The sequence below is a fragment of the Pseudomonas sp. FBCC-B545 genome (assembly GCF_059134095.1).
The window spans coordinates 1399365-1424559 of record NZ_CP101441.1 but is presented as its reverse complement, the minus strand read 5'-3'; the positions used below and the strand labels follow the sequence as shown (position 1 = coordinate 1424559).

26 protein-coding genes and 1 pseudogene are annotated in these 25195 nt (G+C 59.7%); 17 read left to right on the top strand and 10 right to left on the bottom strand.

Annotated elements, in window-relative coordinates; genetic code table 11:
• Window positions 1-55 precede the first annotated feature (55 nt).
• From NMB39_RS06590 to NMB39_RS06565, 6 genes are all read left to right on the top strand, one after another.
• Entirely contained in the window at window positions 56-934 is an 879-nt protein-coding gene (locus NMB39_RS06590; protein WP_057013616.1) for an amino acid ABC transporter permease, read from the top strand.
• Between the two features lie 24 nt (window positions 935-958).
• Window positions 959-1723: an amino acid ABC transporter ATP-binding protein gene (locus tag NMB39_RS06585; RefSeq protein ID WP_034108897.1), complete on the top strand. Its 765-nt coding sequence runs from the start codon at window positions 959-961 to the stop codon at window positions 1721-1723.
• 25 nt (window positions 1724-1748) lie between these two features.
• Entirely contained in the window at window positions 1749-2570 is an 822-nt protein-coding gene (locus tag NMB39_RS06580) for an ABC transporter substrate-binding protein (protein ID WP_056846849.1), read from the top strand.
• A 151-nt stretch (window positions 2571-2721) separates the two neighbouring features.
• Window positions 2722-3891, top strand: a complete 1170-nt coding sequence (locus NMB39_RS06575; protein WP_494339511.1) for an MFS transporter — start codon at window positions 2722-2724, stop codon at window positions 3889-3891.
• Window positions 3892-3944: 53 nt separating this feature from the next.
• The gene (locus NMB39_RS06570; protein WP_494339512.1) at window positions 3945-4892 is read left to right on the top strand and encodes a hypothetical protein; all 948 of its coding nucleotides are present in this window, start codon (window positions 3945-3947) and stop codon (window positions 4890-4892) included.
• Between the two features lie 106 nt (window positions 4893-4998).
• Window positions 4999-5379 (top strand): helix-turn-helix domain-containing protein, encoded by a 381-nt coding sequence (locus tag NMB39_RS06565; protein WP_082636679.1) that lies wholly within the window; start codon window positions 4999-5001, stop codon window positions 5377-5379.
• Here NMB39_RS06565 and NMB39_RS06560 read toward each other — a convergent pair.
• The 4 genes from NMB39_RS06560 to NMB39_RS06545 all read right to left on the bottom strand — a co-directional run bounded on the left by NMB39_RS06560 (window position 5309) and on the right by NMB39_RS06545 (window position 9540).
• Window positions 5309-5869, bottom strand: coding sequence for an AAA family ATPase (locus NMB39_RS06560; protein ID WP_057023882.1), 561 nt, complete (start codon window positions 5867-5869; stop codon window positions 5309-5311). The two genes, NMB39_RS06565 and NMB39_RS06560, sit on opposite strands and share 71 nt — an antisense overlap.
• Window positions 5870-5994: 125 nt before the next feature.
• The gene (locus tag NMB39_RS06555; RefSeq protein ID WP_306958589.1) at window positions 5995-7446 is read right to left on the bottom strand and encodes an amidase family protein; all 1452 of its coding nucleotides are present in this window, start codon (window positions 7444-7446) and stop codon (window positions 5995-5997) included.
• 201 nt (window positions 7447-7647) lie between these two features.
• Window positions 7648-8373, bottom strand: coding sequence for a hypothetical protein (locus NMB39_RS06550; protein ID WP_494339513.1), 726 nt, complete (start codon window positions 8371-8373; stop codon window positions 7648-7650).
• 108 nt (window positions 8374-8481) lie between these two features.
• Window positions 8482-9540, bottom strand: coding sequence for an MBL fold metallo-hydrolase (locus NMB39_RS06545; protein ID WP_464006050.1), 1059 nt, complete (start codon window positions 9538-9540; stop codon window positions 8482-8484).
• A gap of 122 nt (window positions 9541-9662) precedes the next feature.
• Between NMB39_RS06545 and NMB39_RS06540 the strand changes: the two genes are divergently transcribed.
• The 4 genes from NMB39_RS06540 (at window position 9663) to NMB39_RS06525 (ending at window position 13711) form a co-directional block, all read left to right on the top strand.
• Window positions 9663-10289 carry a TetR/AcrR family transcriptional regulator gene (locus NMB39_RS06540; RefSeq protein ID WP_057023880.1) on the top strand — a complete coding sequence of 209 codons (627 nt, stop codon included), beginning with the start codon at window positions 9663-9665 and terminating at the stop codon, window positions 10287-10289.
• Window positions 10290-10476: 187 nt separating this feature from the next.
• Window positions 10477-11535 carry a diguanylate cyclase gene (locus tag NMB39_RS06535; protein ID WP_494339514.1) on the top strand — a complete coding sequence of 353 codons (1059 nt, stop codon included), beginning with the start codon at window positions 10477-10479 and terminating at the stop codon, window positions 11533-11535.
• A gap of 262 nt (window positions 11536-11797) precedes the next feature.
• Window positions 11798-13117, top strand: a complete 1320-nt coding sequence (locus NMB39_RS06530; RefSeq protein ID WP_494339515.1) for a methyl-accepting chemotaxis protein — start codon at window positions 11798-11800, stop codon at window positions 13115-13117.
• Window positions 13118-13192: 75 nt separating this feature from the next.
• Window positions 13193-13711: a DUF1003 domain-containing protein gene (locus NMB39_RS06525; RefSeq protein ID WP_057023877.1), complete on the top strand. Its 519-nt coding sequence runs from the start codon at window positions 13193-13195 to the stop codon at window positions 13709-13711.
• On the opposite strand, the gene NMB39_RS06520 is transcribed toward NMB39_RS06525, so the two are convergent.
• Window positions 13708-14592 carry a LysR family transcriptional regulator gene (locus tag NMB39_RS06520; RefSeq protein ID WP_198720813.1) on the bottom strand — a complete coding sequence of 295 codons (885 nt, stop codon included), beginning with the start codon at window positions 14590-14592 and terminating at the stop codon, window positions 13708-13710. The genes NMB39_RS06525 and NMB39_RS06520 overlap by 4 nt on opposite strands.
• Window positions 14593-14672: 80 nt before the next feature.
• Between NMB39_RS06520 and NMB39_RS06515 the strand changes: the two genes are divergently transcribed.
• Window positions 14673-15380: a CTP synthase C-terminal region-related (seleno)protein gene (locus tag NMB39_RS06515; protein WP_057023875.1), complete on the top strand. Its 708-nt coding sequence runs from the start codon at window positions 14673-14675 to the stop codon at window positions 15378-15380.
• Window positions 15377-15697, top strand: a complete 321-nt coding sequence (locus NMB39_RS06510) for an antibiotic biosynthesis monooxygenase family protein (RefSeq protein WP_057023874.1) — start codon at window positions 15377-15379, stop codon at window positions 15695-15697. Before NMB39_RS06515 ends, NMB39_RS06510 begins: the two co-directional genes overlap by 4 nt.
• 41 nt (window positions 15698-15738) lie before the next feature.
• On the opposite strand, the gene NMB39_RS06505 is transcribed toward NMB39_RS06510, so the two are convergent.
• A complete protein-coding gene (locus NMB39_RS06505; protein WP_034115661.1) occupies window positions 15739-16062 on the bottom strand; it encodes a DUF2025 family protein in 324 nt (107 codons plus the stop codon).
• A 232-nt stretch (window positions 16063-16294) separates the two neighbouring features.
• Here NMB39_RS06505 and NMB39_RS06500 point away from each other — a divergent pair, with 232 nt between their 5' ends.
• Together NMB39_RS06500 and NMB39_RS06495 are read left to right on the top strand one after the other, a co-directional pair.
• Window positions 16295-17422: a glycerophosphodiester phosphodiesterase gene (locus NMB39_RS06500; RefSeq protein ID WP_198720812.1), complete on the top strand. Its 1128-nt coding sequence runs from the start codon at window positions 16295-16297 to the stop codon at window positions 17420-17422.
• Window positions 17423-18087, top strand: a pseudogene (locus tag NMB39_RS06495) (helix-turn-helix domain-containing protein).
• Here the strand turns inward: NMB39_RS06495 and NMB39_RS06490 are convergent.
• Window positions 18079-18942, bottom strand: a complete 864-nt coding sequence (locus NMB39_RS06490; RefSeq protein ID WP_057023871.1) for a sterol desaturase family protein — start codon at window positions 18940-18942, stop codon at window positions 18079-18081. The pseudogene NMB39_RS06495 and the gene NMB39_RS06490 sit on opposite strands and share 9 nt — an antisense overlap.
• Before the next feature lie 154 nt (window positions 18943-19096).
• Here NMB39_RS06490 and NMB39_RS06485 point away from each other — a divergent pair, with 154 nt between their 5' ends.
• The 3 genes from NMB39_RS06485 (at window position 19097) to NMB39_RS06475 (ending at window position 22432) form a co-directional block, all read left to right on the top strand.
• On the top strand, window positions 19097-19405 hold the full coding sequence (locus tag NMB39_RS06485) for a PepSY domain-containing protein (RefSeq protein WP_046069216.1): 309 nt from the start codon (window positions 19097-19099) through the stop codon (window positions 19403-19405).
• A 152-nt stretch (window positions 19406-19557) separates the two neighbouring features.
• The gene (locus tag NMB39_RS06480; protein ID WP_057023870.1) at window positions 19558-20580 is read left to right on the top strand and encodes a transporter; all 1023 of its coding nucleotides are present in this window, start codon (window positions 19558-19560) and stop codon (window positions 20578-20580) included.
• Window positions 20581-20818: 238 nt separating this feature from the next.
• Window positions 20819-22432: an inorganic phosphate transporter gene (locus tag NMB39_RS06475; RefSeq protein WP_494339516.1), complete on the top strand. Its 1614-nt coding sequence runs from the start codon at window positions 20819-20821 to the stop codon at window positions 22430-22432.
• 38 nt (window positions 22433-22470) lie between these two features.
• On the opposite strand, the gene NMB39_RS06470 is transcribed toward NMB39_RS06475, so the two are convergent.
• From NMB39_RS06470 to NMB39_RS06460, 3 genes are read right to left on the bottom strand one after another with little or no spacing between them, the layout of a single operon-like run.
• Entirely contained in the window at window positions 22471-23445 is a 975-nt protein-coding gene (locus NMB39_RS06470; RefSeq protein WP_057023868.1) for a 5-oxoprolinase subunit C family protein, read from the bottom strand.
• The gene (locus NMB39_RS06465; RefSeq protein ID WP_124356234.1) at window positions 23442-24320 is read right to left on the bottom strand and encodes a 5-oxoprolinase subunit B family protein; all 879 of its coding nucleotides are present in this window, start codon (window positions 24318-24320) and stop codon (window positions 23442-23444) included. The genes NMB39_RS06470 and NMB39_RS06465 overlap by 4 nt, the downstream gene beginning before the upstream one ends.
• Window positions 24321-24376: 56 nt before the next feature.
• A complete protein-coding gene (locus tag NMB39_RS06460; RefSeq protein ID WP_057023866.1) occupies window positions 24377-25135 on the bottom strand; it encodes a 5-oxoprolinase subunit PxpA in 759 nt (252 codons plus the stop codon).
• Window positions 25136-25195 lie beyond the last annotated feature (60 nt).

Sequence of the window (25195 nt, the reverse complement as noted above, 5' to 3'; positions counted from 1 at the left end):
CCACATTTGGACCGCGTTACAGCAGTTAGAGCGTTAATAGTTTTGGAGAATCACCATGAACCAAACCCCGGCCGAGCGCTTGGAAATAGAGCGCAAGTTGTCCGAGAACCAGTTCGATATCACCCAGTATGAACACGTGCCGCGGCGCTATTACGGGCGGATGTTTTTTGCCACGTTGATCGTGATCGTGTTGGCAGCGCTGCTACGCGCATTCGCCAACGGCCAGATCGAATGGTCCTACATCGGGCAGTTTCTGACGTCTGAAGCGATCCTGTGGGGCTTGGCCAATACCATCATCATGTCGATCCTGGCGATGGCGCTGGGTGTGGTAATCGGCGTGATCACGGCAATCATGCGCATGTCGGCCAACCCGATCCTGCGCTACGTGGCTATCACCTACACCTGGCTGTTTCGCGGCACGCCGCTGATTCTGCAGTTGCTGCTGTGGTTCAACCTGGCGCTGATTTTCCCGGTGATCGCGATTCCCGGCCTGTTCAGCATCGACACCGTCGACTTGATGACGCCGTTCGTGGCCGCCCTGCTCGGTTTGAGTATCAACCAGGGCGCGTATACAGCCGAGGTGGTGCGCGCCGGTTTGCTGTCGGTGGATACCGGCCAGTACGAAGCCGCCAAGTCCATCGGCATGCCGAGCCTGCAGGCGCTGCGCAGGATCATTCTGCCGCAGGCCATGCGGGTGATCATTCCTCCGGTAGGCAACGAGTTCATCAGCATGGTGAAAATGACCAGCCTGGCCAGCGTGATTCAGTACTCGGAGCTGCTGCACAACGCGCAAAACATCTACTACGCCAACGCGCGGGTCATGGAGCTGCTGATGGTGGCGGGTATCTGGTACCTGGCGGTGGTGACCGTTCTTTCATTTGGTCAAAGCCGCCTCGAGCGTCGTTTTGCCCGCGGCGCCGGCAAGCGTTCGTAAGCCTGGGTTGAGGAGATTTGCCCCATGAGAAGCATCGTCAAGGCCGTCAACCTGAACAAGTATTACGACCAGTATCACGCGCTGCGTGACATCAATATCGAAGTCGAGCAAGGCGAGGTGATGTGCATCATCGGCCCATCCGGCTCGGGTAAAAGCACGTTGCTGCGCTGCGTCAACCAGTTGGAAAAAATCGACAAGGGCGGCCTGTGGGTCGATGGCGAGCTGGTCGGTTACCGGGTGGTCGGCAACAAGCTGCATGAGATGAATGAAGTGCAGATCGCCCGCCAACGCCTGGCCACCGGCATGGTGTTCCAGCGCTTCAATTTGTTCCCGCACATGACCGTGTTGCAAAACATCATCGAAGGCCCGTGCCAAGTGCTCAAGCGCTCACCCAAGGAAGCCATCGAAGATGCCCTGGAGCTACTGGCCCGCGTCGGCCTGGCGGACAAGCGCAATGCCTACCCGGTGGAGTTGTCCGGCGGGCAGCAGCAACGCGTGGCGATTGCCCGTGCGCTGGCGATGCGCCCCAAGCTGATGTTGTTTGACGAACCCACGTCAGCCCTCGACCCGGAACTGGTAGGCGAAGTGCTGTCGGTAATGCGCGACTTGGCTACCACTGGCATGACCATGATCGTGGTCACCCATGAGCTGGGCTTTGCCCGCGAAGTCTCCAACCGCATGGTGTTTATGGATGCTGGCCAGATTGTGGAGGCCGGCAGCCCGGAAGAAATTCTAATAAGCCCACAAAACCCGCGTACCCAAAGCTTTATTTCTGCCGTTCGCACTTAACTAAAAAACTAACGAGAACGCCCCCATGAAAAAAATGTTTATCCCCACCTTGCTCGCAGGCCTGATGGCCTCCACCGTTGTTTTTGCGGCATTGCCGGCGGCCATCAAGGACAAAGGCGAGATCAGCGCGGCCATCGTGCCGAACTATCCGCCGATGGATTTCAAGGACCCGGCCACCAACAAACTCACCGGTCTGGACTTTGACCTGGGGAACGCTCTTGCCGAACGTCTGGGCGTGAAGATCAAGTGGCAGGAAACCGGCTTCGAGCAGATGCTTAGCGGCCTGACCACCAAGCGCGTGGACATCGTGTTGTCGGGCATGACCGACACGGCCGAGCGTCAGAAGGCCGTGACCTTCATCGACTACTTCACCAGCGGCCCGCAGCTCTACACCCTGGCCAAACGTGAAGACCTCAAGGAACTGACCGACCTGTGCGGTAAAAAAGTCGGCACCAGCCGCCGTACGACCTGGCCGTCGGAAATTACCGCGTGGAGCAAGGCAAACTGCGAAGCAGCGGGTAAGCCGGCGATTGTGGTGATCGGCACTGAAGGCTCGGCGGATGCGCGGGCGCAGTTGCAGCAGAACCGTTTGGATGCGGCGATGCAGGGCAGCGAGACCATTCCTTATCTGATGTCGCTGGATAAGGGGAAGTACAAGCCGGTGGGTCAGGCGATTTCCAAGCAATTCACCGGGCTTGGGATTGAGAAGAGCAATACCGAGTTGGTCACGGCGATCAGTGAGGCGTTACAGGGGATGATTGACGATGGGACCTACGGCAAGATCCTGAAGAAGTGGGATCTGGAGCAGGGTGCGGTGGAAAAAATCACCATCAATTCCGGCCAGTAAACCACGGTCAAAAAATGTGGGAGGGGGCTTGCTCCCGATAGCAATGGTTCAGTCACCTGATGCTTGTCTGATGTATCGCCATCGGGAGCAAGCCCCCTCCCACATTTGACCTGTATTGTCTTTAAGTAATAACTAGGACGCTCTCCCCATCGTGGCCACCTATTCCCTGGTAATCCGCCGCCTGCTGATCTGCTCGGTGACCATCGTGGTCAGCCGCGCCATGACCAGCCCGTTGCTGGCCCTCTGGCTGAGCACACGCCTGGGCCTCGACCAGCAGGACATCGGCCTGTTGATGGGCACCGCCGTGTTCATCGCCACGTTGCTGGGTTTGTACGGCGGCTACATCATCGACCGCCTGGAAAAGCGCAAACTGCTGATCCTGGCCATGCTCTCCAGCTCCATCGGTTTTCTGTTGCTGACCTTTGCCAGCAACCTCTACCTCACCACCCTGACCCTGGTGATCACTGAAGCCGCGTCGGCGCTGTTCCTGATCGGCTCCAAGGCGATCATCAGCGAGAACCTGCCGGTAGGTGAGCGCGCCAAGGTATTTTCCCTGCGCTACACCCTGACCAACGTCGGCTACGCGACCGGCCCGATGCTGGGTGTGGTGATCGCCGGACAGTTACCCTGGGCGCCGTTCCTGATCGCCAGCGCCATTGCCTTTGGCAGCCTGTTCCTGATGATCGGCATTGCACCGACCCAACGGGATGACAGCCATAAACCTCAGAGTTTCCTCAGCACCCTGCACACGTTGCGCAACGACCGCACATTGATACTGTTCACTGGCGGCAGCTTGTTGAGCACCATTGTCCATGGCCGCTACACCCTGTATCTGTCACAGTTTTTGCTGGTGGCCTACAAACCTGAGCAGGCGTTGAAAATTCTGTCTGCGGTGCTGGCCTGCAACGCGGTAACGGTAATTTTGATGCAGTACCAGATCGGCCGGTTCCTCAAGCGTGAGCAGTTGCGCCATTGGATCGTGCTGGGCACCTTGCTGTTTATCGGCGGGTTGATGGGGTTCAGCCAGGCCGACAGCCTGGTCACCTGGTGCCTGGCGATGTTCGTGTTCACCTTGGGTGAAATGATCATCTACCCTTCTGAGTTCCTGTTTATCGACACCATTGCGCCGGATGCGCTACGGGGTAGTTACTACGGCGCACAAAACCTGGCAGCGTTCGGTGGAGCGATGAGTCCGGTGATTTGTGGCTATTTGCTGATCAACGCTGCACCGACCAGCATGTTCTACGCACTGGCGGCACTCACCGCCATGGGCGGCACCCTGTGTTTCTTGAGCGGGCGGCGCGTAGCAGGTTCTTGCTGATATTTAGCTGGGATCCCGCTATTAATAGCGAAACTTCTCACGGACCCGAGCCCATGAAATTCGACACGGCCTACAGCCTGAGTCTCGATGACAAATTGTCGATCTACGATGTTCGAGACCTGAATTTCGACGAAACCGCCGATTTCGATTCCGACAAGGACAGCTTCCTCTGCCCCAACGATGCCTGCCGCGCCGTGTTCGATGCGGACAATGTGTTGAGTACGTTCAACGCCAAGAACGTCAACTACCTGCGCACGCCGCACTTCAAGAACAAACCCGGCACCCGGCATATCGACGGGTGCCGCTATGCCAGCAGCCAAAAGACCGCGACCGGTGAAAATGACGACGAGCGCGAGGACAATTTCCCATCGGAATTTGTACTGACACGCCGTCAGTACGAACGTAAAACGCCTGTTGTCGGCATCGATGAAAGCGTCCCACAAGAGCCAACGAAAGCGCCTTCAAACCGTTTTACGACATCCCACAACGACGGCGACACAACCCCGGACAAAACCAGCGTGTTCGCCCACCCGGTGGAGTGCTATGTATCGAACATTGATGACAAGAACAAGCTCAAAGCCATGCCCTTGAAGATCGGTGAGCACACGGCGACCTACTGGGCGTTTTTCAAGAAGATCGAATACCTGCAAGACAACAAGGGCTTGATCTACTGGGGCAAGATCAAGGAAATCAAAGACTACACCAGCAGCTTTCGCATCGATTTCGAAAAGAAGGTGTGGCTCGACAAGAAGCCATACTCGGTCAACGTCTACCTGAGCAAAAAACTCATCGAGAACTATCGCAAGCGCAGCGCATTCCTGGAGCAGATCAAGGCGGCGGCCAGCAGCGAACGGCCGCTGTATTGCTTCTTCTACGGGGTTACGCCGCAACTCAAGCAGGTGCCCAGCAAGAAAAACCCCGAGCAAACGTTCGGGGTATTCAGCGCGAATATCGAGAACCTGGATCACTTGATCATCCGGGAGGCGCCAGGAATGGAGTGACGGGGGGCTGAAACACCCGCGAAATAATCCAGATGATGAGCGGTATAAACAACTGTACAAAAACACAGTATAGTTGCGCTTCAACCGTCGAACCTGGAGAACCCCCATGTCCTCTCTGGCAATGAGCTCTTTCGTAGAACAGCAGATCGTGCTGCATCAATTCACCGCCAAACACTGCGCGCAGGCGCGCGTCATGCTGGGCTGGAGCCGCGAAGAACTGGCTCGCCAGGCTGGCGTGGCGGTGGAGGCGATTCAACAATTGGAAGGCCACGGCGACATCGACGATCAAACCCGTTTGATCCTGGCGTTTCGCCTCGAGGCTGAAGGGCTGGTATTTTTCCCGGGGTTCGCGCCGGGATGGGGCATGACTGCGCGCCGGTTTGACACACCCACAGCCGAACCCACATCCCAAGGCCTCATGTCTCGGTTGCTGGGCACAACAACGGCAACAATTGACTCAGCAACGCCTCAACCGAATGGTGCGTAGAGTCGAGCCGCAGCACCGGGCAACGCAATGGTTTCAACCAGGTTTCGTGCCGGCGCAGGCTACGTAGGCTGTGATTGCCAGCATCGTAACGCGCCGCCCAGGCGAGGAATGCGACGCTGTTTTGGTGACGGCTGCCACCTTCCAGTATCTGCTCGCCGTAGCGCTCCACCTCCCGCAAGCGCAGGCGGTGCAGGCGCACTTCGGGGTCCAGGCGCAGGAACACTACGTGGGTGAACTGCGGGATCATGGCGTCGCCCCAGCCGCACAAAGAGCCAGAGAGCACCCAGCTTTCATGGCCGACAGTGTGTTCCTGCAGTAGCCGAATGCGTTCGTCCCGGGGTCGGGCGATGGTGAAGGGTTCCGGGGTTTGCTGCCAGTAATAGAAATCCGAGTCGAAATAGGCAATGTTCAAATGTTCAGCCAGGGCCTTGCCCAAGGTAGTAGTGCCGGCTCCCGCAGCGCCGAGGATGTGGATTCTGTAACTGTCCATGGCTTTCCCCCCTGGCATGGAGTGTAGCCCCTGGCCGCGTCATGCCTGCGATGGCGAGACGGAGAAATTGAAGTTACCCCTTAGGCGACCTCTGCGGGCATCAGCCAGCAGAGGTTGATTCAAACTCACGCGTCAGTGGCGGGGACCTCAACGGTTTTATCTGCGCCTATCGGGGCCGGCGTGAAGGGAGCCCCTGGCAGAAAAGCCGGTTTCTGGATCGCTTGCGAGGCTAGCTCATAACCATAGGCGACTGAGAGCAAGGTGGCTTCGCTGTTGCCCGAACCATAAAAGTAGAGTGCGGTCGGCATGCCTTCATCATCCATTCCAGACGGAACCGACAGGCCTGGATAGCCGGCTGCCGCACTGAAGAAATAATTATGGGATAGGAAGTTCGACACCATGGCGTCGAGTTTGTGTTCCTTTATTGGATCGTCGACGGTTTTCTGAAAGATGGGAAGGATCTCCTCCCACAACTTGTCGCGCTGTTCCGAAGTCGTTTCCAGGCTGTTGATCAGCTCCAACAGCTTCTGGTCAGGCTCACCGGGCTGCTGGTTGCGCTTGATAAAAGCAATCAGCTCCGAAAGTGATTTGACCGGCAAACCTTCTCGCCCAGCCAGGTAGTCTTCCAGTTGTTGCTTGACCTCTGCGAACAGCACTTCGGTGTAACGCTCGTAGGTCTCATCAGCGACACCCTCCTCCAACGGCCTCACCGGCACCAGGATCGCACCTTGGTCCTTCAACACATCGAGCGCCTTTTCGTAATGCTTGCGATCTGCGCGTTTGGCCGGGTCCTTGGCCGCCTCCTCGGACAATTCAGGCAAAGGCGTGTAGCCAATTCGCTTACCTTTCAGGGCGTCGGCATGCAGGCCATCGGTATAGGCATTGGTTCCGGTCATTGCGTTGAGCGCTTCCGCCGCATCACAGACATTACGGGTGAAAGTACCGATCGCATCCAGGCGTGTACTGGTCATGACGCCCTCGGTACTGAGAAGGCCTACCGTTGTTTTCAGACCAAAAACGCCGTTGTAGGCTGCTGGGCTGATAATCGACCCGTTGGTTTCCAACCCCAAGGCCAAAGGCACATGCCCTTGGGCAACAGCGACTGCCGAACCCGAACTAGAGCCCGCCACCTGCCCTCCCAGGCGATGCGGGTTCAGCGTCTGGCCGCCGCGGGAACTCCACCCATCAGCCGGTGATTCAGAGCGAAAGTTGGACAACTCGCTCATATTGGTTTTACCCACAATCACCACCCCGGCCTTCAACAAATTGTCGACAACCTTGGCGTTTCTAGTTGCGGGCGCTCCAACCAAGGCCTTCGAGCCTGCGCTGGTCTGCATACGATCATTGGTTTCAAATACATCCTTGAGCGCTATCGGTACGCCGTGCAAATGCCCGCGCACGTGGCCGTTGGCACGCTCCTGATCACGCGCCTTCGCCTCACGGAGGGCATCCGGGTTTGTTTCCAAAAACGCGTTGCCGCCCTGTAGCCCACGATCAATGCTGGCTATTTGCTTGAGCGAATCCTTCAACAGCGACTGCGCGGTGACACCGCTTCCCTGGGCCATTTCCACTGACATTTGACAGGCGCTCTTAAAGCCTTGCGGTGGGTTTGAAAGCTCCTGGAACAAGCCTGTCCCCCATCCGCCTGCCGACACGGGTCCGATCATGAAGTGCCTCTCTACGTGACTGAGTGTGAGGGTTATCGGTCGATAACCCCACACCAGTCTAAGAAGCGCCGCCTGCGCACTATTTCAGGCGAATCCTGCCACGCCGTCCTATCATTCCCCGCCTGGCGTAGGCTCCGATACAACCTTTGGCCGTAGGTGGCGGTAAGCGCGCAACAGGGCCGTCAAGCGATCACCCGCCCAACGGGCGCCGTAAAACCAGACTTTCGATCCATCCTCCAGCGTTTCACAGACACTGGGATACCCGCTTCTGCACGCGTTATGAAACCCGGCATTCGGATCGTCTGATACCAAGGCATCAAGGCGAAGGCCAGCCACCAGCTCGTCAATTTCGTGACCCGCCTGGCCGCTGTCGCTGTCACGCTGCACGTCTACCGCCACCCATTGCGCACCGGCCTGGCGCAAGGTGTCGAAGACTCGGCGCAAGGCTGCACTGTGTTCGACGAGCTCAGCCTGCTTGCCCTGCACATACCGTTCGGCGTAGCCGAGACGATACCCCGCCAGCTCCAGTGAAGCGGTGAATGTGGTGTTATTCAATACCAGGGGAACCTCCACCATCACCGGTTCGGTAGGGTCTATGCCACTGATGGCGATAAGGGATAGCGCGGGGTCACGCACCGGGTTTATCCGGGGGGCCAGGGCGTTATACCCTGGCACGGGTGCAGCGCCCGTGCGTTGCCCGGCACCAAAAACGATAGAAACCGGAGCGGCGTTGAACAATGGGGCAGGAACGTCGGCAACGTTGACGGGCCCGAGTGAAGGCTGGCCGATGGCGCAAGGCAAACCCATCTTCCAAAGTTTCTTACAATGGCTATCCATCGAAATATCCTCCCCGAAATAAAATTCCCGGAGATCATCGCACTCTCGTCTGACGTTTGTCGCAGGGCTGAAATCCTCTGAAAAGCTCTTTTCCTTAATCCACTTGGCTCAGCCTGTTGCCCGCTCCTGCACAAGTTGAGGCTCCACCTCCAACCACCAGGCATACCCGCGCTCGGGCAGGCTCAAGCGGAACGCCTGCCCCATCGCCGGGGTGGTGATCGATACGTTGCGTTCCCAGGCCAGGGCCATGATGCGGTCGAAGGGTTCGTGCCAAGCGTGGAATGCCAGGTCGAAGGTGCCGTTGTGGATCGGCAGCAGCCAGCGCCCCTTGAGGTCGATATGCGCCTGCAGCGTTTGCTCCGGCTGCATGTGTACGTGGGGCCAATCGACGTTGTAAGCGCCAGTTTCCATCAGGGTCAGGTCAAACGGACCGTATTGCTCGCCGATGCGTTTGAAACCGTCGAAATAGCCGGTGTCGCCACTGAAAAAAATTCGGCGCGCATCGTCGATCATTACCCAGGAGCACCACAGTGTCTGGTTGCTATCAAACAAGCCACGTCCGGAAAAGTGCTGCGCCGGGGTGGCGATAAAACGAATGCCGTCCACCTCGGTGCCCTGCCACCAATCCAGCTGGCAGACTTTGCTGGCGTCTACTCCCCATTTGATCAGCGTGTCGCCGACGCCCAGGGGTGCCAGGAAGTAGTTTGTCTTGTCGGCCAATTGGACCACCGCCTTATGGTCGAGATGGTCGTAATGGTTGTGGGAAAGAATAACCGCCTCCAGGGGTGGCAACTCTTCAAGGCTGATGGGCGGTTGGTGGAAACGCTTGGGGCCGGCCCAACTGAATGGCGAGGCACGCTCGGCGAATACCGGGTCGGTGACCCAGAATTTACCGCGCATTTTCAGCAGTACGGTCGAATGCCCGAGGCGGTACACACTGTGATCGGGTGCGGCCAACAACTGTTCACGGGTCAGGGGCTGCACCGGAATCTGCCCCACCGGCCGTGTAGTGCGCGGCTTGTTGAACAGCATGTTCCAGAAAATACGCAGGGTCTTGCCCAAGCCGCCGTGCTGCACCGGGGCGTCATTGCTGAAATGCTCCTGGCCCTGCGCGACAGGCTTGAGCGCCACAGGCGCAGGGTTCAGACGGTTTGAAATCGTGGCCATTACAGAGTGACTCCTACGGTCCGCTCAAAAATTACACTGCACAGTGTAGTTTCTAGATTGCAACAAAAGCCGGAGCAAGTAAACTGCCGAGTGTAATTTCCATTTTGAGTCGAATGCTATCCATGACTGCCCCCAAGCGCCTCACCGAGCGTAAACGCGAAGCCATCGTGGCTGCGGCGATCGCCGAATTTCGCGAGAACGGCTTCGAGGTCACCAGCATGGACAAAATCGCCGCCACTGCCGGTGTTTCCAAGCGCACGGTGTACAACCACTTCCCCAGCAAGGAAGAGCTGTTCGCCGAGATCCTCCACCAGCTATGGGCCAGCAGTGTTGCGCAACTGGACGTGAACTACGCCTGCGACCGTCCTTTGCGCGATCAACTGCGCAGGTTGCTGGAAGCGAAAATGAAGATGATGTCGGACACCAACTTCCTCGACCTGGCACGTGTGGCTATCGCTGCCACCATCCATTCGCCGGACCGCGCGCAAGATATGGTCAACCGCCTGAGCGCACGGGAGGAAGGCTTTACCCAATGGGTACGCGCCGCCCAGGAAGACGGCCGCCTCACCTGTACCGATCCGGCTTTCGCTGCCCACCAGATCCAGAGCCTGCTCAAGGCTTTCGCATTCTGGCCGCAGATAACCCTCGGCCAGCCCACCCTTGACGCTGCCGCCCAAGCCGGTGTCATCGAGTCGGCCATCGACCTGTTCCTCGCCGGCTACGAAGTCAGCGCGCCGCGTGCGCACTAAGTCCTGTTGCCTGGGCGACATTGCAAGTCGTATTTGGCGCATTCACCCGCTGTTTTGCGCAAATGGCCTAGAAGGACACTGATTATTCCCACAGGAATAATCGACAATCGCTCGCATTTGTCGATCAGCGGTTCCGCCCGCTGACGCACGCGACCGTACCCGCACAAAACAGCTGACCCAGGACACTATGGAAAACAGACGAGGCAAAGGGCTTTCATTTGCCAGGCGTATCTACAAGCCAAGGATTATCGGCCTTGGCATCGGCAGCATCAGCGTGGTTGGCGCGTTGTACCCCTTGTCCATGCCCGCTTGGGTCTGGGCGTTGCTGTTGTTCAATGGCTTGGCCTGGGCGCATGTGGCGCACCAGCTCTCAACTCGCTCGCCGTTCCCCTACCAGGCCGAGCAACGCAACCTGTTGTATGACTCGTTGGCCGGCGGTTTCTGGGCGGCTGCCACCCAGTTCTCACCACTGACGACCGTCACCATTCTGTCGATGATGGCCATGAACAATGTCGCCGCCGGCGGCAAACGCCTGTTCCTGCTCGGGCTGCCGGCGCAGGCGGCCGGTATCGCGGTGGCTTGGGGCCTGTTCGGGATCAAGTTCGACCCCAGTGTCAGCCTCATCGAGGTCTACACCTGTTTGCCGATGCTGACGCTCTACCCGATGGCCATCGGCATGGTCTGCTATCAGCTGGCGATTAAACTGTCGGACCATAAACGCGCCCTCAGCGCCCTGAGCCGCATCGATAGCCTTACCGGCCTGCTCAACCATGGTTCGTGGAAAGACCTGCTCAATCTCAAATTCCATAAATGCCAGCAGCAACAAGGCCAGGCGACCATCGCCTTGATCGATATCGATCACTTCAAAAACATCAATGACATCCACGGCCACACCGTCGGAGATACGGTACTGCGCCAGTTGAGCCACGAGCTGCGCCAACACCTGCGGGAAGACGACCTGGCTGGCCGCTATGGAGGCGATGAGTTCTGTGTGATCCTTCCGAGGATGCCACTGGAAGAAGCGGCGCAAGTCATGGAGCGGCTCCGCGAAACTTTCGGTAACTATCGGCATCCGCAAATCCCTGAGCTGCGCGTCAGCCTGAGCATTGGCCTGGCGGATTTCCATCCCTCTTTCAACGATGCGGTCGCGTGGCTCAACGCCGCGGATCTCGCGCTGTATGCCGCCAAGGACAGCGGCCGCGACCGCGTCAAGACCAGCGACTGGATAGCCGCCTCTCCAGCCTGAGTTGTCCGATAACACCTCGTCCGAATCCAACGCCGCCCACCTGCCGCAATAGCATAATGCCGCCATTGGTCGCCTGCCCAATAATGGTCCTGCCCAACGGGCGAACTTCTTGGCAGGCTGATTACTCTGAAACCGTTGTTCCACCCCCTCTGTCAGCACCAGGAAGCTGGCAATGAGCAAGTCAACCGTACGGCCAGGAGCCCTACGGGGTCAGGCGCAAATACATGGATACCGCATATGCTTGCATGCCCGAGCCTCTAACATGCTATTCAACGCCCACAAGAAAACCATCAATGCCCTGCAACACCGTATCGCCCAACAAGCCAGCCTGCTGGATGCGATCGAACGCTCCATGGCCGTCATCGAATTCGACCTGCAAGGCAACGTGCTGCGGGCCAATGACAACTTCCTCAAGACCATGGGTTATCGCGCCGAACAGATCCTGGGCCAGCCCCACCGGATGTTCTGCCCCCCCGCATTCGCCCGCAGCGCCGAGTACAACCAGCTGTGGACGCACTTGCGCAACGGCCAATTCCAGTCAGCCACCTTCGAGCGGGTGGGCGCCAATGGCGCATCGGTGTGGCTGGAAGCCAGCTACAACCCGGTGCGGGATGAAGCCGGTCGCGTGATTAAAGTGGTGAAGTACGCCATGGATGTCACCCCACGCCTGCAGGCCGAAAGTGAGGCCAACGCCAAGATTGCAGCTATCGACCGCGCCATGGCAATGATCGAATTCAACCTCGACGGCACCATCATCAGCGCCAACGCGAATTTCCTGCAGCGCATGGGCTACAGCCTGGCGCAGATCCAGGGCAAGCATCACCGCCTGTTCTGCAAACCGGAGTTGGCCAACGGTGCCGCCTACAGCGAGTTCTGGAAACGCCTGAACCAGGGCGAGCTGTTCAACGGCCAGTTCGAGCGGTTGGATAAAAACGGCCAGGTGGTGTGGCTCGAAGCCAGCTACAACCCGGTGTACGACGCCAGCGGGCGCCTGTGCAAAGTGGTGAAGTTCGCCTCGGACGTCACCGCCCGCGTGCAACAACATGCCACCGACGCACAGAGCGCGGCACAGGCTTATCACCTGTCCTTGAACACCCAGGAGATGGCCGAAAAAGGCGCCGAGGTGATTCAGAAAACAGCCAGTGGCATGCGCGACATTGCCCAGGATATCGATACCTCTTCGCAGCTGATCGCCAAACTCGGCGAGCGTTCGCAACAGATCACCACCATCGTCAATACCATCCGCGGCATCGCCGACCAGACCAACCTGCTGGCGCTCAACGCCGCCATTGAAGCCGCCCGCGCTGGCGAGCAGGGCCGTGGCTTTGCCGTGGTCGCCGATGAAGTGCGGCAATTGGCGGCGCGCACCAGCGGCTCCACTGCGCAGATTTCCGGGATGATCGCCATGATCCAGGATGAAACCCGCCAAGCCATCGACAGCATGGACGCCACTCGCGACCGCGCGGCTCAGGGCGTAGACCTGGCCAACCAGGCGGGCACGGTGATCCTGCAGATTCGCGAGGGCACCGGCGAAGCGGTGCAGGCGGTGAGCGCCTTTGCCAATGAGCGGGGCAATCGCTGACCGGTTATTCATGTGCGCGCCTGGGAGCTCGGTCTATAGTGTTGGCTGTCTTTACGCCAAGGATCCGAGCTCGCCATGACCCCAGACAAGCCAGACGCCACCCCCACTGACCACCTGCGTTTCCACCGAGGTCACGCGCACCTGGCACCGACCTTCGGCAACGACACTTTTGCCCTCAAGGCTGAGGCCTTTGCGCGCTTCTTTGGCACGCCGACCTTCCTCGGGGCACAAACCGCGATCGTGGTGTTGTGGGTGGTGCTGAACATAACCGGCGTTACTCACTTTGACGTCTACCCCTTCATCCTGCTCAACCTGGCCTTCAGCCTGCAATCGGCCTACGCCGCGCCGCTGATCCTGCTCGCCCAGACACGCCAGGCCGCCCGGGACAAAGCCCAATCCGACGCCGACGCGCAACACCGTGAAGCCCTCGCCACCGCCAATACCGAACGTCAGGCCCAGGCAGCACAAACCACCAAACAGCTGATGGAATTGTTGGAGCAGAACACCCGGTTGACGGAAATGACCAAGCAACTGACCGAGCGCATCGAAACCCTGACGTGTGAAATGCATGAACAATTTGTGCGTAAAGCCTAAGGTCGCAACCCGCGCACATGCCGCCCCAGCTCATCAAATAGCGTCACCACCGAACGCAACGCCCGGCAATCAGGGCGCGTCAACAGCCACAGCGAGGTGTCGTGCCCCGCCAACGCAGGGCCCAGTGGTTGCAAGCCATCGCCCATTAGAAAATCCGGCAACGCCGCCACGCCCAGCCCGGCACGCACCAGTTCAGTCACCGACTGCATGCTGTTGCAGCGGTAACTGGGGCGCACGCCCGGCAAATGCTCACGGCGCCAGGCCACGGTGGGGTGGTCGGGCAAAAAGTCATCCGGTGCGATCCAGGCCAGGTCGGTTAGATCCTGGCCTGCATGCCGACGTGCATAGTCGGCACTGGCACACACTTGGTACGCCACGGTCCCCAGGCAACGTCCGACCAGGTGCTCTGGCGGCTTGCTGGTCAGGCGCAGAGCGATATCCGCATCACGCCGGCTGAGGTTGGCGAAGTCATTGGATGTGCTCAGTTCCAGGGTCAACGCTGGGTAGGCCGGCATGAACTGCGCCAGGGCCGGCAGCAGCAAGCCTTGCAATACCGCGTCGGTGCAGGTCAGGCGCACGGTGCCGCTGATTACCTCGCCGCCCTGCTCCACCCCTATGCGCGCAGCCTCCAGTGCGAGTTCTGCCCGTTCGGCCTGTTGCGCCAGGTTGCTCGCCAGGCTGGTGGGCAAGTAACCGGCGCGGCTTTTTTCAAACAGGGTCTGCCCCAGTGCCGCCTCCAGCCGCCGCACCGCCCGGAATACCGTGGACACGTCTACCCTCAACAACGCAGCCGCCCGCGCCAGGGTGCCGCCACGCACCAGGGCAAGGATCAATGACAGGTCGGGGTAGTCGATTTGATAGTGCGTGGCTGCATTGAGCATATGGGCAAACGCCAATATTGATTGCGTGAACGCCAATCTATAGTGCGTATCAGCCCACCACAAGCCAAGGGACGTACACGATGACAACCCCCGCTCTGCACCTCGCCCTGATCGGCGACTACAACCCTGATGTGATCGCCCACCAGGCTATCCCGGTGGCACTGCAGCAGGCCGCCGCCGCACTGGGCCTGAGCGTCCATGTGCAATGGCTCGACACCGACACACTCACCTGCACCTCTGCCCTGCAGGGTTTTGACGGTTTCTGGTGCGTACCCGCCAGCCCCTATCGCGACACCGAGGGCGCACTACGGGCGATCCGTTTTGCCCGCGAGCAAAAACGCCCTTTCCTCGGCACTTGCGGTGGCTTTCAACATGCCGTGCTGGAATATGCCCGCAACGTACTTGGCTGGGCAGATGCCGAGCATGGCGAGCTGGCTCCGGACGCTGAACGCGCCGTCATTACGCCACTGAGCTGCACACTGGTAGAGGTGAACGACACAGTGCGCCTGGCCCCTTACACGCGCATTGCCCAAGCCTACGCCAGCGTGGACATCGACGAAGGTTATCGATGCCGCTACGGCATCAACCCAACGTTTGCCGACGCACTGCTGGAAGGCGACCTGATTCCCAGCGCTCATGATTCGGCGGGCGACCTGCGCGCTGTGGAATTGCTCGACCATCCGTTCTTCGTCGCCACCTTGTTCCAGCCCGAACGCGCCGCGCTGAAGGGCGTCACCCCGCCGTTGGCGCTGGCCCTGCTGAAGGCTTGCCGAGGGGCATCGGTATGATCGCCAAGACACCCGCCCCGCCTTATTACGCGGTGATTTTCAGCTCACTGCGTACCGAAGGCGACCTGGGCTATGGCGAAGCCGCCGCACGCATGCTGGAACTGGCACAGCAACAACCGGGTTTTCTCGGCGTGGAGTCGGCGCGGGAAGAGGGGTTGGGCATCACCGTGTCCTACTGGGCCAGCGAGGCGGCGATCCAGGCGTGGAAACAACAGGCCGAACATCGACAGGTACGTGAGCAAGGACGCGCCACCTGGTACACAGCGTTTCATACACGGGTGTGCAAGGTGGAGCGGGCCTACTCATTCTCAAATTGAGAGGTTTCCATCCGGTAAAAGCGCCCGGGCAGTTTGACCGGTCAGCTCACCAAACTGCGCAACGCACTGATCTGCGGGATCTCCACCCGACGCATGTACACCCGCAACGGTTCGGTGATGTTGATGCGGTCATCGATATTCTGGTCCAGCAGCAACTGTAGGCGTTCACGGCACAGGGTCATGGTGTGGTCGGCGGCGGGCAGCCAGACGAATTCGGCGGTGGGAATAATGCCGTCATCGGCCACGTCCATGCCGAAGGCATCTTCGCTGAAACGCACGATGTACTGGCCAGTCTTGCGATTGAGGCCGACAAAGCCATGGAGTTGGTCGGCGGCCTGGCAGATAAGCTCGGAAGTGATGCGCATGGTAAACCTCACTGAAAAGTCCCACAGGGACTGGAAAGATGGTTTACACGCGTGGCAAAAAATACCGTCCTCTAATGGGGCAGCTACGGCCAAGAATACTGCAATGCCCCTAAAAAAAACCGACAAAATTGGACTGCGCGCACGTTAATGTCGGTTTGGTGATAGCGCCTTTCGCAATCAATTGTTAAAAAGGACGTCTTCTCAAAGTTACCTCCACGAAAGGACTTCGCATATGCCTGTCACGTTTACCAAGAGCGCCTTGCTGCTGGCGTTGATGCTCGGCCTCGGCCAGGCTCAGGCTGCCGACCCAGTCAGCCCGGCTGAATTGGCGACAAACGAAGGCATTCCCTACCCTGCCGTAATCGCTCACCGTGGCGCTTCCTACGACGCGCCGGAGTCCACCGCCGCCGCCTACAAAGTTGCACGCGACCTGGGCGCCGACTATTTGGAACTGGACCTGCAACGCAGCAAGGACGGCGTGCTGTTTGCCCTGCACGACAACAACCTGCAGCGCACCACCGACGTGGCCACCAAGTTCCCCGAGCGCAAAGATGCGCCAGCCAACGAATTCACCTGGAAAGAACTGCAAAGCCTCGACGCCGGCAGCTGGTTCAACGCGGCCTACCCGGACCGCGCCCGCCCAGGCTTCGTCGGCCTGAAAATCCTCAGCCTGGACGACATCATCAAGATCGCCGAAGGCAACCCCTCGCACAAACCCGGCCTGTACATCGAGACCAAGGAGCCCAAGCAATTCCCGGGTATCGAAGCCGACCTGAAAAACAAGCTGCTGGACAAGGGCTGGCTGAGCTCCGCCGGTTCCAAGCTGGGCAAGAGCAACACCGGTGTCGGCCAGGGCAAGGGCCGTGTCGTGCTGCAAACCTTCGAGGTAGCCAGCCTCAAGGAGCTGCAGAAGGAAATGCCGAACACGCCGAAAATCCTGCTGTTGTGGGTCGGCGAAGGCAGCATCGAACCCAAGTCCAAAGTGACCTTCGCCGAATCCGGCGAACCGACCAAGGCCGCCTACTACGCCAAGCAAGAGCCGAAGGATGCCGCCGAGTTCGAAAAATGGGTCGACCAAGCCAAGAGCCTGGGCGCCATCGGCACCGGCCCGTCGGCTGAGCTGACCGACCACGGCGACCAGAGCTATACCGACCTGGTCAAACCTGAAATGAACAAGCTGACCCACGACAAGGGCCTGCTGGTGCATGTGTACACCGTGGATGAGCCGGTGGACTTCGAAAAAGTGATGAAGGCTGGCGTCGACGGTATTTTTACCAACCGCGCCGCCGAACTGTTGAAGTTCTACAAGCGCTGGCCGTCGTCCAGCGTGCAGGACCTGCTCAACGACCATAAGTACTGAGTGAAGCCCGAATGGTCAGGCCGCCTGTGGTTGGGGCGTGACCACGGGCTGGTGCTCGGCGAGCTGGGGCGCACCGCGCCCCATGCACACTACGCACACCAATTGATGTTCTGCCCCGGCGCACCGATCACGGTCAGCCTTGATGGTCATGTCACCACGGCCCATCGCCTGTTTATTCCTTCGCGTCACAACCACGCCATCCTTGAGACAGAGGGTGAGGTGTGGGCGTTGTATGCCGAGCCCATGATCTTTGACATCCAGCCATTGCAGCAACTGCTGGCAGACGGCGATTTATCCCCGCAGGCCCTGCTCAGGCTGCCCCGACGACGCCTTGACGACCCACGTATCGAACGCGCACTGGCCGCCCTTGATCAGCATCTGGTCGGCAAGGTATCGGCCCAGGCGTTGGCCGCAGCGGCGCATCTGTCATTGAGCCAACTGGAGCGTCTGTTCAATGATCGACTGGGCGTTCCCATACGCCGCCTCGTGTTGTGGCGACGGTTGCGCATTGCCCTGCAACTGGCCCTTGCCGGCAGCACGCTGACTGAGGCAGCCCACGGCGCGGGGTTTGCTGATTCCGCGCATTTTCGCGGACCATGAAGCACTTGTTCGGGGTGACGGCGGGCGCGTCTTTGCGCCAACTGCAGGTGCAGTTTCTAGTGTAGATCGTCAGGCAGCGGCGGCTCCTTGGCCAGGCGTACCACCAGAAACGGGTCACGCAACTGTGCCGCATAGGCCACGGGGAAATGCGGTCGACTGCCAATGCCCAAGTCCCCCGGCCCTATGCGATAGCCTTTGCGATAAAACGCCGTGCCCAACAGCCAATCCCACAAATTGAAGAACAGGCCGAAATTCACATCCCCTGCGCGGCCGTATTTCATGTGGTGGAACCGATGCACCGGCGCCCAGGCGAATACCCAGCGCAGCGGCCCCAGGCGCATATCCACATTGGAATGTTGCAGCAGCAACTGAATGGCGATGGCCAGGGCCAACAATTGCGCGACCTCCAGTGGGATCCCCAGCAGGATCAGTGGCAGCAGGCCCGCCGTTGCTTCCAGCAACTGGTGCAAAGGATGCTTCATCAAACCATTGAAACCATAAAGCCGCTGCACGCTGTGATGCACCGCGTGCAACCGCCACAGGGGCGCGATGCGGTGGCTGGCGTAATGCATCAAGGTGATCCCGGCATCGGCCAGGAAGATCGCCATCAACAGTTGCTCCCACAGCGGCCAGCCTCGCGGCCATAGCCCCTCGAATGCCAGCAGCACCGTAAGGCCCGGCAGGACCAACAAACCCACAACATTCAAGCTTTCGTTGATCAACGCATGCAACGTATCGCGCCAGCGATCGCCCAGGCTGCGATTCCACTGCGGCTCGTAGGGCAGCCATAGTTCCACCACAAACGACACCGCCACCGCCACCGCGAATATCACCAGTAGCCATCGGGGCTGGTAGAGCCCCCATCCGACAAACCCCAACAAGCATGCAGGCGCATAGAGCCAACTGACTAACCGTTTCATCCGAGTTTCCCTTTTTTGGTGAGGCCTCAGCATGAAATCCTGCATCCGTCCTGGATTGAATAAACTGCGCAACTGTTTGAAATAATTAAGGGTGAGTTAAGTTGCACGGGATAACCTGAGGCCACTTAAACAGCTCAACCCAGAAGGACACACCATGAAAACTCTGACTGCCTTTTTCGCTGCCACTGCCCTGACCTTGACCGCCGGCCTGGCCCAAGCCGATGTTCGTCCGGATCATATCGAAGGCCTGCTCAAGTCCGGTGCGGTGATGCCTTTCGACAAACTCAACGCTGCCGCCGTGGCTAAACACGCCGGTGCCACCATCAACGACACCGAGCTGGACCACAACAACAGCGGCGTGCTGGTGTACGAAGTTGAACTGACCGATACCGCCGGCAAGCAATTTGAAGTGAAGCTCGACGCCAAGACCGGCGCTGTACTGGAAGACAAGCTCGATACTTGAGACCACACTCTATAAAACACACGCGCCACCTTCGGGTGGCGCGTTTTTTTTTGCGCAGTAAGAAACCGTCACATAACCGTCATCCCGCCTTGCAATGATTCGCGCCTGAGTGCCTGTGAAACGTCCTACAGGCCCTTTCTCTGCGAGCCGCCATGAACCACAGCATCGACCACGCCCATCAGGATCCCGACCTGTTTGGCCTGCTTTACGGTTTTCGTTTTCGCCCTGGTGAAAAAGGTCTGCAGATTGACTCAGCCGCCGCCCTCGCCGCCTTGCAGCAGCCGCAAGACCCGGAAGAATTCCTGTGGCTGCACCTGAACCTGGCCCACGCCGCCTGCGAGCGCTGGATGCAGGCGCACCTGTCGCTGCCGGAGGAGTTTTTCGAAGCCCTGCATGAAGGCTCGCGCTCCACGCGGATTGAACATGTGGATTCGGCCTTGCTGGCCGTGGTCAACGACGTGGTGTTCAACTTCAGCAGCATGGTCTCGTCGGATATTTCCACGCTGTGGGTGTGTGCCCGCAGCCGCTTGCTGGTCAGTGCGCGCCTGCAACCGTTGCACTCAGTGGATAAATTGCGCTCATCGGTGAAAGCCGGTGAGCACTTTCGCTCGCCCCTGGAACTGCTGGTGCACCTGCTGCGGGACCAAGGCGAAGTGCTGACCCAGATCGTACGCAAGACCAGTATCAGCGTTGACCATATCGAAGATCAGTTGCTGTCTTCGCGCCTATCCACAAACCGCGCCGAACTCGGAGCCGCACGCCGGGTGCTGGTGCGTCTGCAACGCCTGCTGGCGCTGGAGCCGGGCTCGTTGCTGCGCCTGCTCAACCGCCCGCCGCAATGGCTGCAAAAGGAAGACGTGAAGGAGTTGCGCAAATCCACCGAGGAATTTGCGCTGATCATCAACGACCTGACTGCCCTGGGCGAACGCATCAAGCTGTTGCAGGAAGAAATCGCCGCCAACCTCAATGAGCAAAGCAACCGCACGTTGTTCACTCTTACTGTGGTGACGGTGCTGGCGTTGCCGATCAATATCATTGCCGGTTTTTTTGGCATGAACGTGGGGGGTGTGCCGCTGTCCCAAGACCCGGAAGGTTTCTGGATATTGGTTGCGCTGGTCGCGACTTTTACCGTGATTGCCGGGCGCTGGGCGTTCCGAAAGCGCAAAGACTACTGACCTGAAAAAAAATGCGGTCAAAATGTGGGAAGGGGCTTGCTCCCGATAGCGGTGGGTCAGTCAATAATTTATTAACTGACACTCCGCCATCGGGAGCAAGCCCCCTACCACATTGGTTCTTCTGCGTTTGGTAGACCGGCGGTGCACTCGATTTCCGAAAACACTGACCTGCCGCAGCATCGCTGTAATATTTTGCAATGATCATTAAGGCCATCCTCCTCACACTGGATGCTCCGGCATGGCCACCCCTTCCCTGACTGCCTCCCCCCACGCTTTACCCGCCTCCCAACCCCGGTCGGACACAAGACCAGGCTTGTTGACGGTGATCATGTTCTTCGCCGTACTTGCCATGGGCCTGTTGTTCACCGCCTACAGCCTGATGCACGACATGCACGAAATGGGCGCCCAGCTCACCACCTGGACGCCGTTCCTGTTGCTCGGCGTGGCGCTGTTGATCGCATTGGGTTTCGAATTCGTCAACGGTTTCCACGACACCGCCAATGCGGTGGCGACGGTGATCTACACCAACTCGTTGCCGCCGCAGTTTGCGGTGGTGTGGTCGGGATTTTTCAATTTCCTCGGGGTGTTGCTTTCCAGTGGCGCGGTGGCGTTCGGCATCATTGCCCTGCTGCCGGTGGAGCTGATTTTGCAGGTGGGTTCCTCCGCCGGTTTCGCCATGATCTTCGCCTTGCTGATCGCCGCAATTCTGTGGAACCTCGGCACCTGGTGGCTGGGGCTGCCGGCCTCGTCCTCCCACACCCTGATCGGCTCGATCATCGGCGTCGGCGTGGCCAACGCCCTGATGCACGGGCGTGACGGCACCAGCGGTGTGGATTGGAGCCAGGCGATCAAGATCGGCTATGCCTTGCTGTTGTCGCCGTTGATCGGCTTCGCGTTCGCCGCCTTGCTGTTACTGGCCCTGCGCGCCTTCGTGAAAAACCGCGCGCTGTACAAGGCACCCAAAGGCGACACGCCGCCGCCCTGGTGGATTCGCGGCATGCTGATTGCCACCTGCACTGGTGTGTCGTTCGCTCACGGCTCCAACGATGGGCAAAAAGGCATGGGCCTGATCATGCTGATCCTGGTGGGTACTTTGCCGATGGCCTATGCGCTGAACCGCACCATGCCTGCGGACCAGTCGCTGCAGTTCGCGGCAGTTGCGCAAGTGACGCAGGTTGCCTTGGTCAAGGCAGCACCGCAGCCGGCACCGAGCGACTCTCGCACCACCTTGTCGACCTACGTGCGCACCAAGGAAGCCACGCCGGAACTGGTGCCCGCCCTCGCCGCCATTACCGGCCATATCGGCGAAGAAGTGAAAAGCTATGGCTCCCTCGCCGCCGTACCGGCCGAAGCCGTCGGCAACGTGCGTAACGACATGTACCTGACCAGCGAAACCATTCGCCTGATGGATAAGGGCAAGGTCGGCAACTTCGACGCCGATACCCAAGGCAAGCTGCAACTGTTCAAGCAACAGATCGACAACGCCACGCGCTTTATCCCGCTGTGGGTGAAGATCGCCGTGGCCATTGCCCTGGGCCTGGGCACCATGGTCGGCTGGCGGCGCATCGTGGTAACGGTGGGCGAGAAGATCGGCAAGACCCACCTGACTTACGCCCAGGGCGCGTCGGCCGAGACGGTGGCGATGCTGACCATCGGCGCGGCGGATATGTTCGGGCTGCCGGTGTCGACCACCCATGTGCTGTCCTCGGGGGTGGCCGGGACCATGGTGGCCAACGGCGGGGGTTTGCAGATGAAGACCATCCGCAATTTGCTGATGGCGTGGGTGCTGACATTGCCGGCGGCGATTTTACTGTCGGGTAGCCTGTACTGGCTGTTCACCCAGCTGTTCTGACACACAGAAGGTCGAAATGTAGGAGGGGCGGTGTTTCTTCAGGGTGTGAAGAGTCCAGCCATGGCCTTCAAGCGCTTCTTGTAGACCCGCCGCGCCTCCAACGCTTGCTCCAGTGTCACCGCCACAAACCCTGCCCGCTGGTTCGGCTGCATCTGCCCGATCAAATCCAGGTCGGCGCTGATCACCGTGCCAATCATCGCGTAGCCACCGCCCGACACCGCATCGCGGTGCAGCACAATGGGTTCAAGCCCAGCAGGCACTTGAATCGAGCCAATCGGGTAGCAACTGTCGACGATATTCGACGGATCGGAGCCAGCGCCAAAGGGCTGCTCCCGCGGCTGGAAGCTCAACGCGCTGCCGCCCTTGAAGCGATAGCCAATGCGATCCGCCTCGGAGCCGACCGTCCACGGCTCGGCAAAAAAGCTGCTTTTCGCGCCGTCGGTCAAGCGCTCGTAATACAGGCCCGGCACCACGCGCAAGGTCACATCGCCGCCCACCGAACGACGCAACGCCATCGGCAAGCTGTTACCCGCACGTCCATTACCGCTGGCCGTGCCGATGGGCAACTGATCCCCCTCCTGCAAGCGCCGCCCGTCAAACCCACCGAGGGCGCCAAGGGTATAAGTGGAGCGACTGCCGAGCACCAACGGCACGTCGATGCCTCCGGCAACGGCGAGGTAAGTACGCGCGCCTGCCTTGGGAAACTCAAAGCGCAGCACCTGCCCGGCACGCACGGCGAAGGCGGTGTCCTGGTGCACCACTTCACCGTCCAGGCGCGGCGACATCAAGGCGCCGCTCAACGCCACCAACGCGTCCTGCTGGAACTCCAGCTCAGGCCCAATCAGCGTGCATTCCAGGCCAGCCGCACCCACGGGGTTACCCACCAGGTGGTTGGCCGCGCTCAGCGCGTACTGGTCAAGCGCACCCGAGGGCGGAATGCCCAGGTGGTAATAGCCTTCGCGGCCGAGGTCCTGCACGGAGGTGGCGAGGCCGGGTTTGAGGACCTTGATCATGCCAGCGCCTCCTGCAGGGTTTTTGGATAGCCGATGGGGTCGGCAAGAAACGCATCGAGGGAAAACTCCACCGGGCGGATGCGCAAATCGAAACGCCCTGCTTCCACCTCGGCGACGGCCAGGTCGTAAGCCTCACGGTCCATGGGCTTGAACTGCACGATATCGCCGGGCCGGAAAAACACCATGTGTTCCTTGAGGTACGCCAGTTGCTGGGCCGGGTCGTAGATCGGTGCAGGGGTGACGCCAAACATCTGGTAGCCCCCCGCGCCGCGCACCGAATAGATACACCCAAAGCAGCCGCCATGGCCCAGGGTCAACTTGGGCGTGTCGGTGCGTGGCCGCAGATACTTGGGCACTTGCAATTGTCGCTCGCGCTCGACCATTTGGAACATGAACGGCAAGCCCGCGACAAAGCCGACCATCGACACAAACCACGGTGCGCCACTGTGGGCGGTGATAAACGCGTCCACGTCGGCCAGGCCATTGATGCGTGCGGCGTACTCCAGGTCAGTGCCGCTGGGGTCTTGGTGGCGGTCACGAAAGCGCATCAGGGTTTCATGGGTCCAGGGGTCGTTATAGAGCACCGGGATTTCGATGATGCGCGTGTGCAAGGTGCGCTCGGTCACGGCCTGGGCCTCGGCGCTTTGTACCGCGTCGAGCAGTACATGGGGCGCGATGCGGTCGGGGTCAAAACGAATCTGGAACGATGCATTGGCCAGGCACACATCCAGAACGCCTTCCAGTGCCATACGCTCCACGGCGCGGGTTACCGCCATGCCCTTGAAGAAGGCCTGCAGGGACATGCTGTCGCTGACCTCGGCAAACAGGTGTTCATCAGCGCCGAAGCTGTAGCGGATGGGGGACATTTCAGCCATGTCTGTTCCTCTTGGAATCATTGTAGAAAGGCAGGCAAAAAAGTGATGAGGCGATCTTATTGGGGTGGCCTGACGTCGATGCCCGCACGGTCCAAGACTTCACGGGTCGCTTCCACAAGTTCCAGGGCACCGGGGGTGTCGCTGTGCAGGCAGATGGAATCAAATTCGATCAACAGGTCTTCGCCTTCCACGGTACGTACAAGCCCGGTCTGACAGGCACGCAGGACACGCGCTGCGACAGTGGCAGGATCCAGCGCCCGAACCTGGCGGGTAAAGACGATGGAGCCGCTCAAATCGTACTCGCGGTCGGCATAGAACTCGCGTACCACAGGCTGGCCCAGTTCCTTGGCAATGCGCCAGATCACCGAGTTGGGCATGCAATACAGCAACAGCGTCGGCTCGAGGATCTGCAGGTTCTGCACCAGCAGCCGTGCGGCTTCTTCATCGCGAGCCAGGTGCATGTAGAGCGCGCCATGGGGCTTGATATGTTGCAAGTGGACGCCTTGGGCACGAGCAATTTCGCGCAGGGCGCCGAGCTGGTAGAGCATGTCGTCCACCAACTCCTGGGCCGGTGCATTGATATGCCGACGACCGAAACCCACCAGGTCACGAAAGCCCGGGTGCGCGCCGATGGCCACCCCCAGTTGCTTGGCGCGCTCGACGGTGCGGCGCATGGTGCCGGGATCGCCGGCGTGAAAGCCGGTGGCGATGTTGGCCGAGCTGATATAGGCCATCAGTTCTGCATCGACGCCGTCGCCGATGGTCCAGGGGCCAAAGCCTTCGCCCATGTCTGAATTGAAATCCACTGCCTGCATCGAAGTTGCTCCGCCGAAGGTGATGCCAGGAAAGTAGGCTGGGCTTGACCCCTTGGGAAG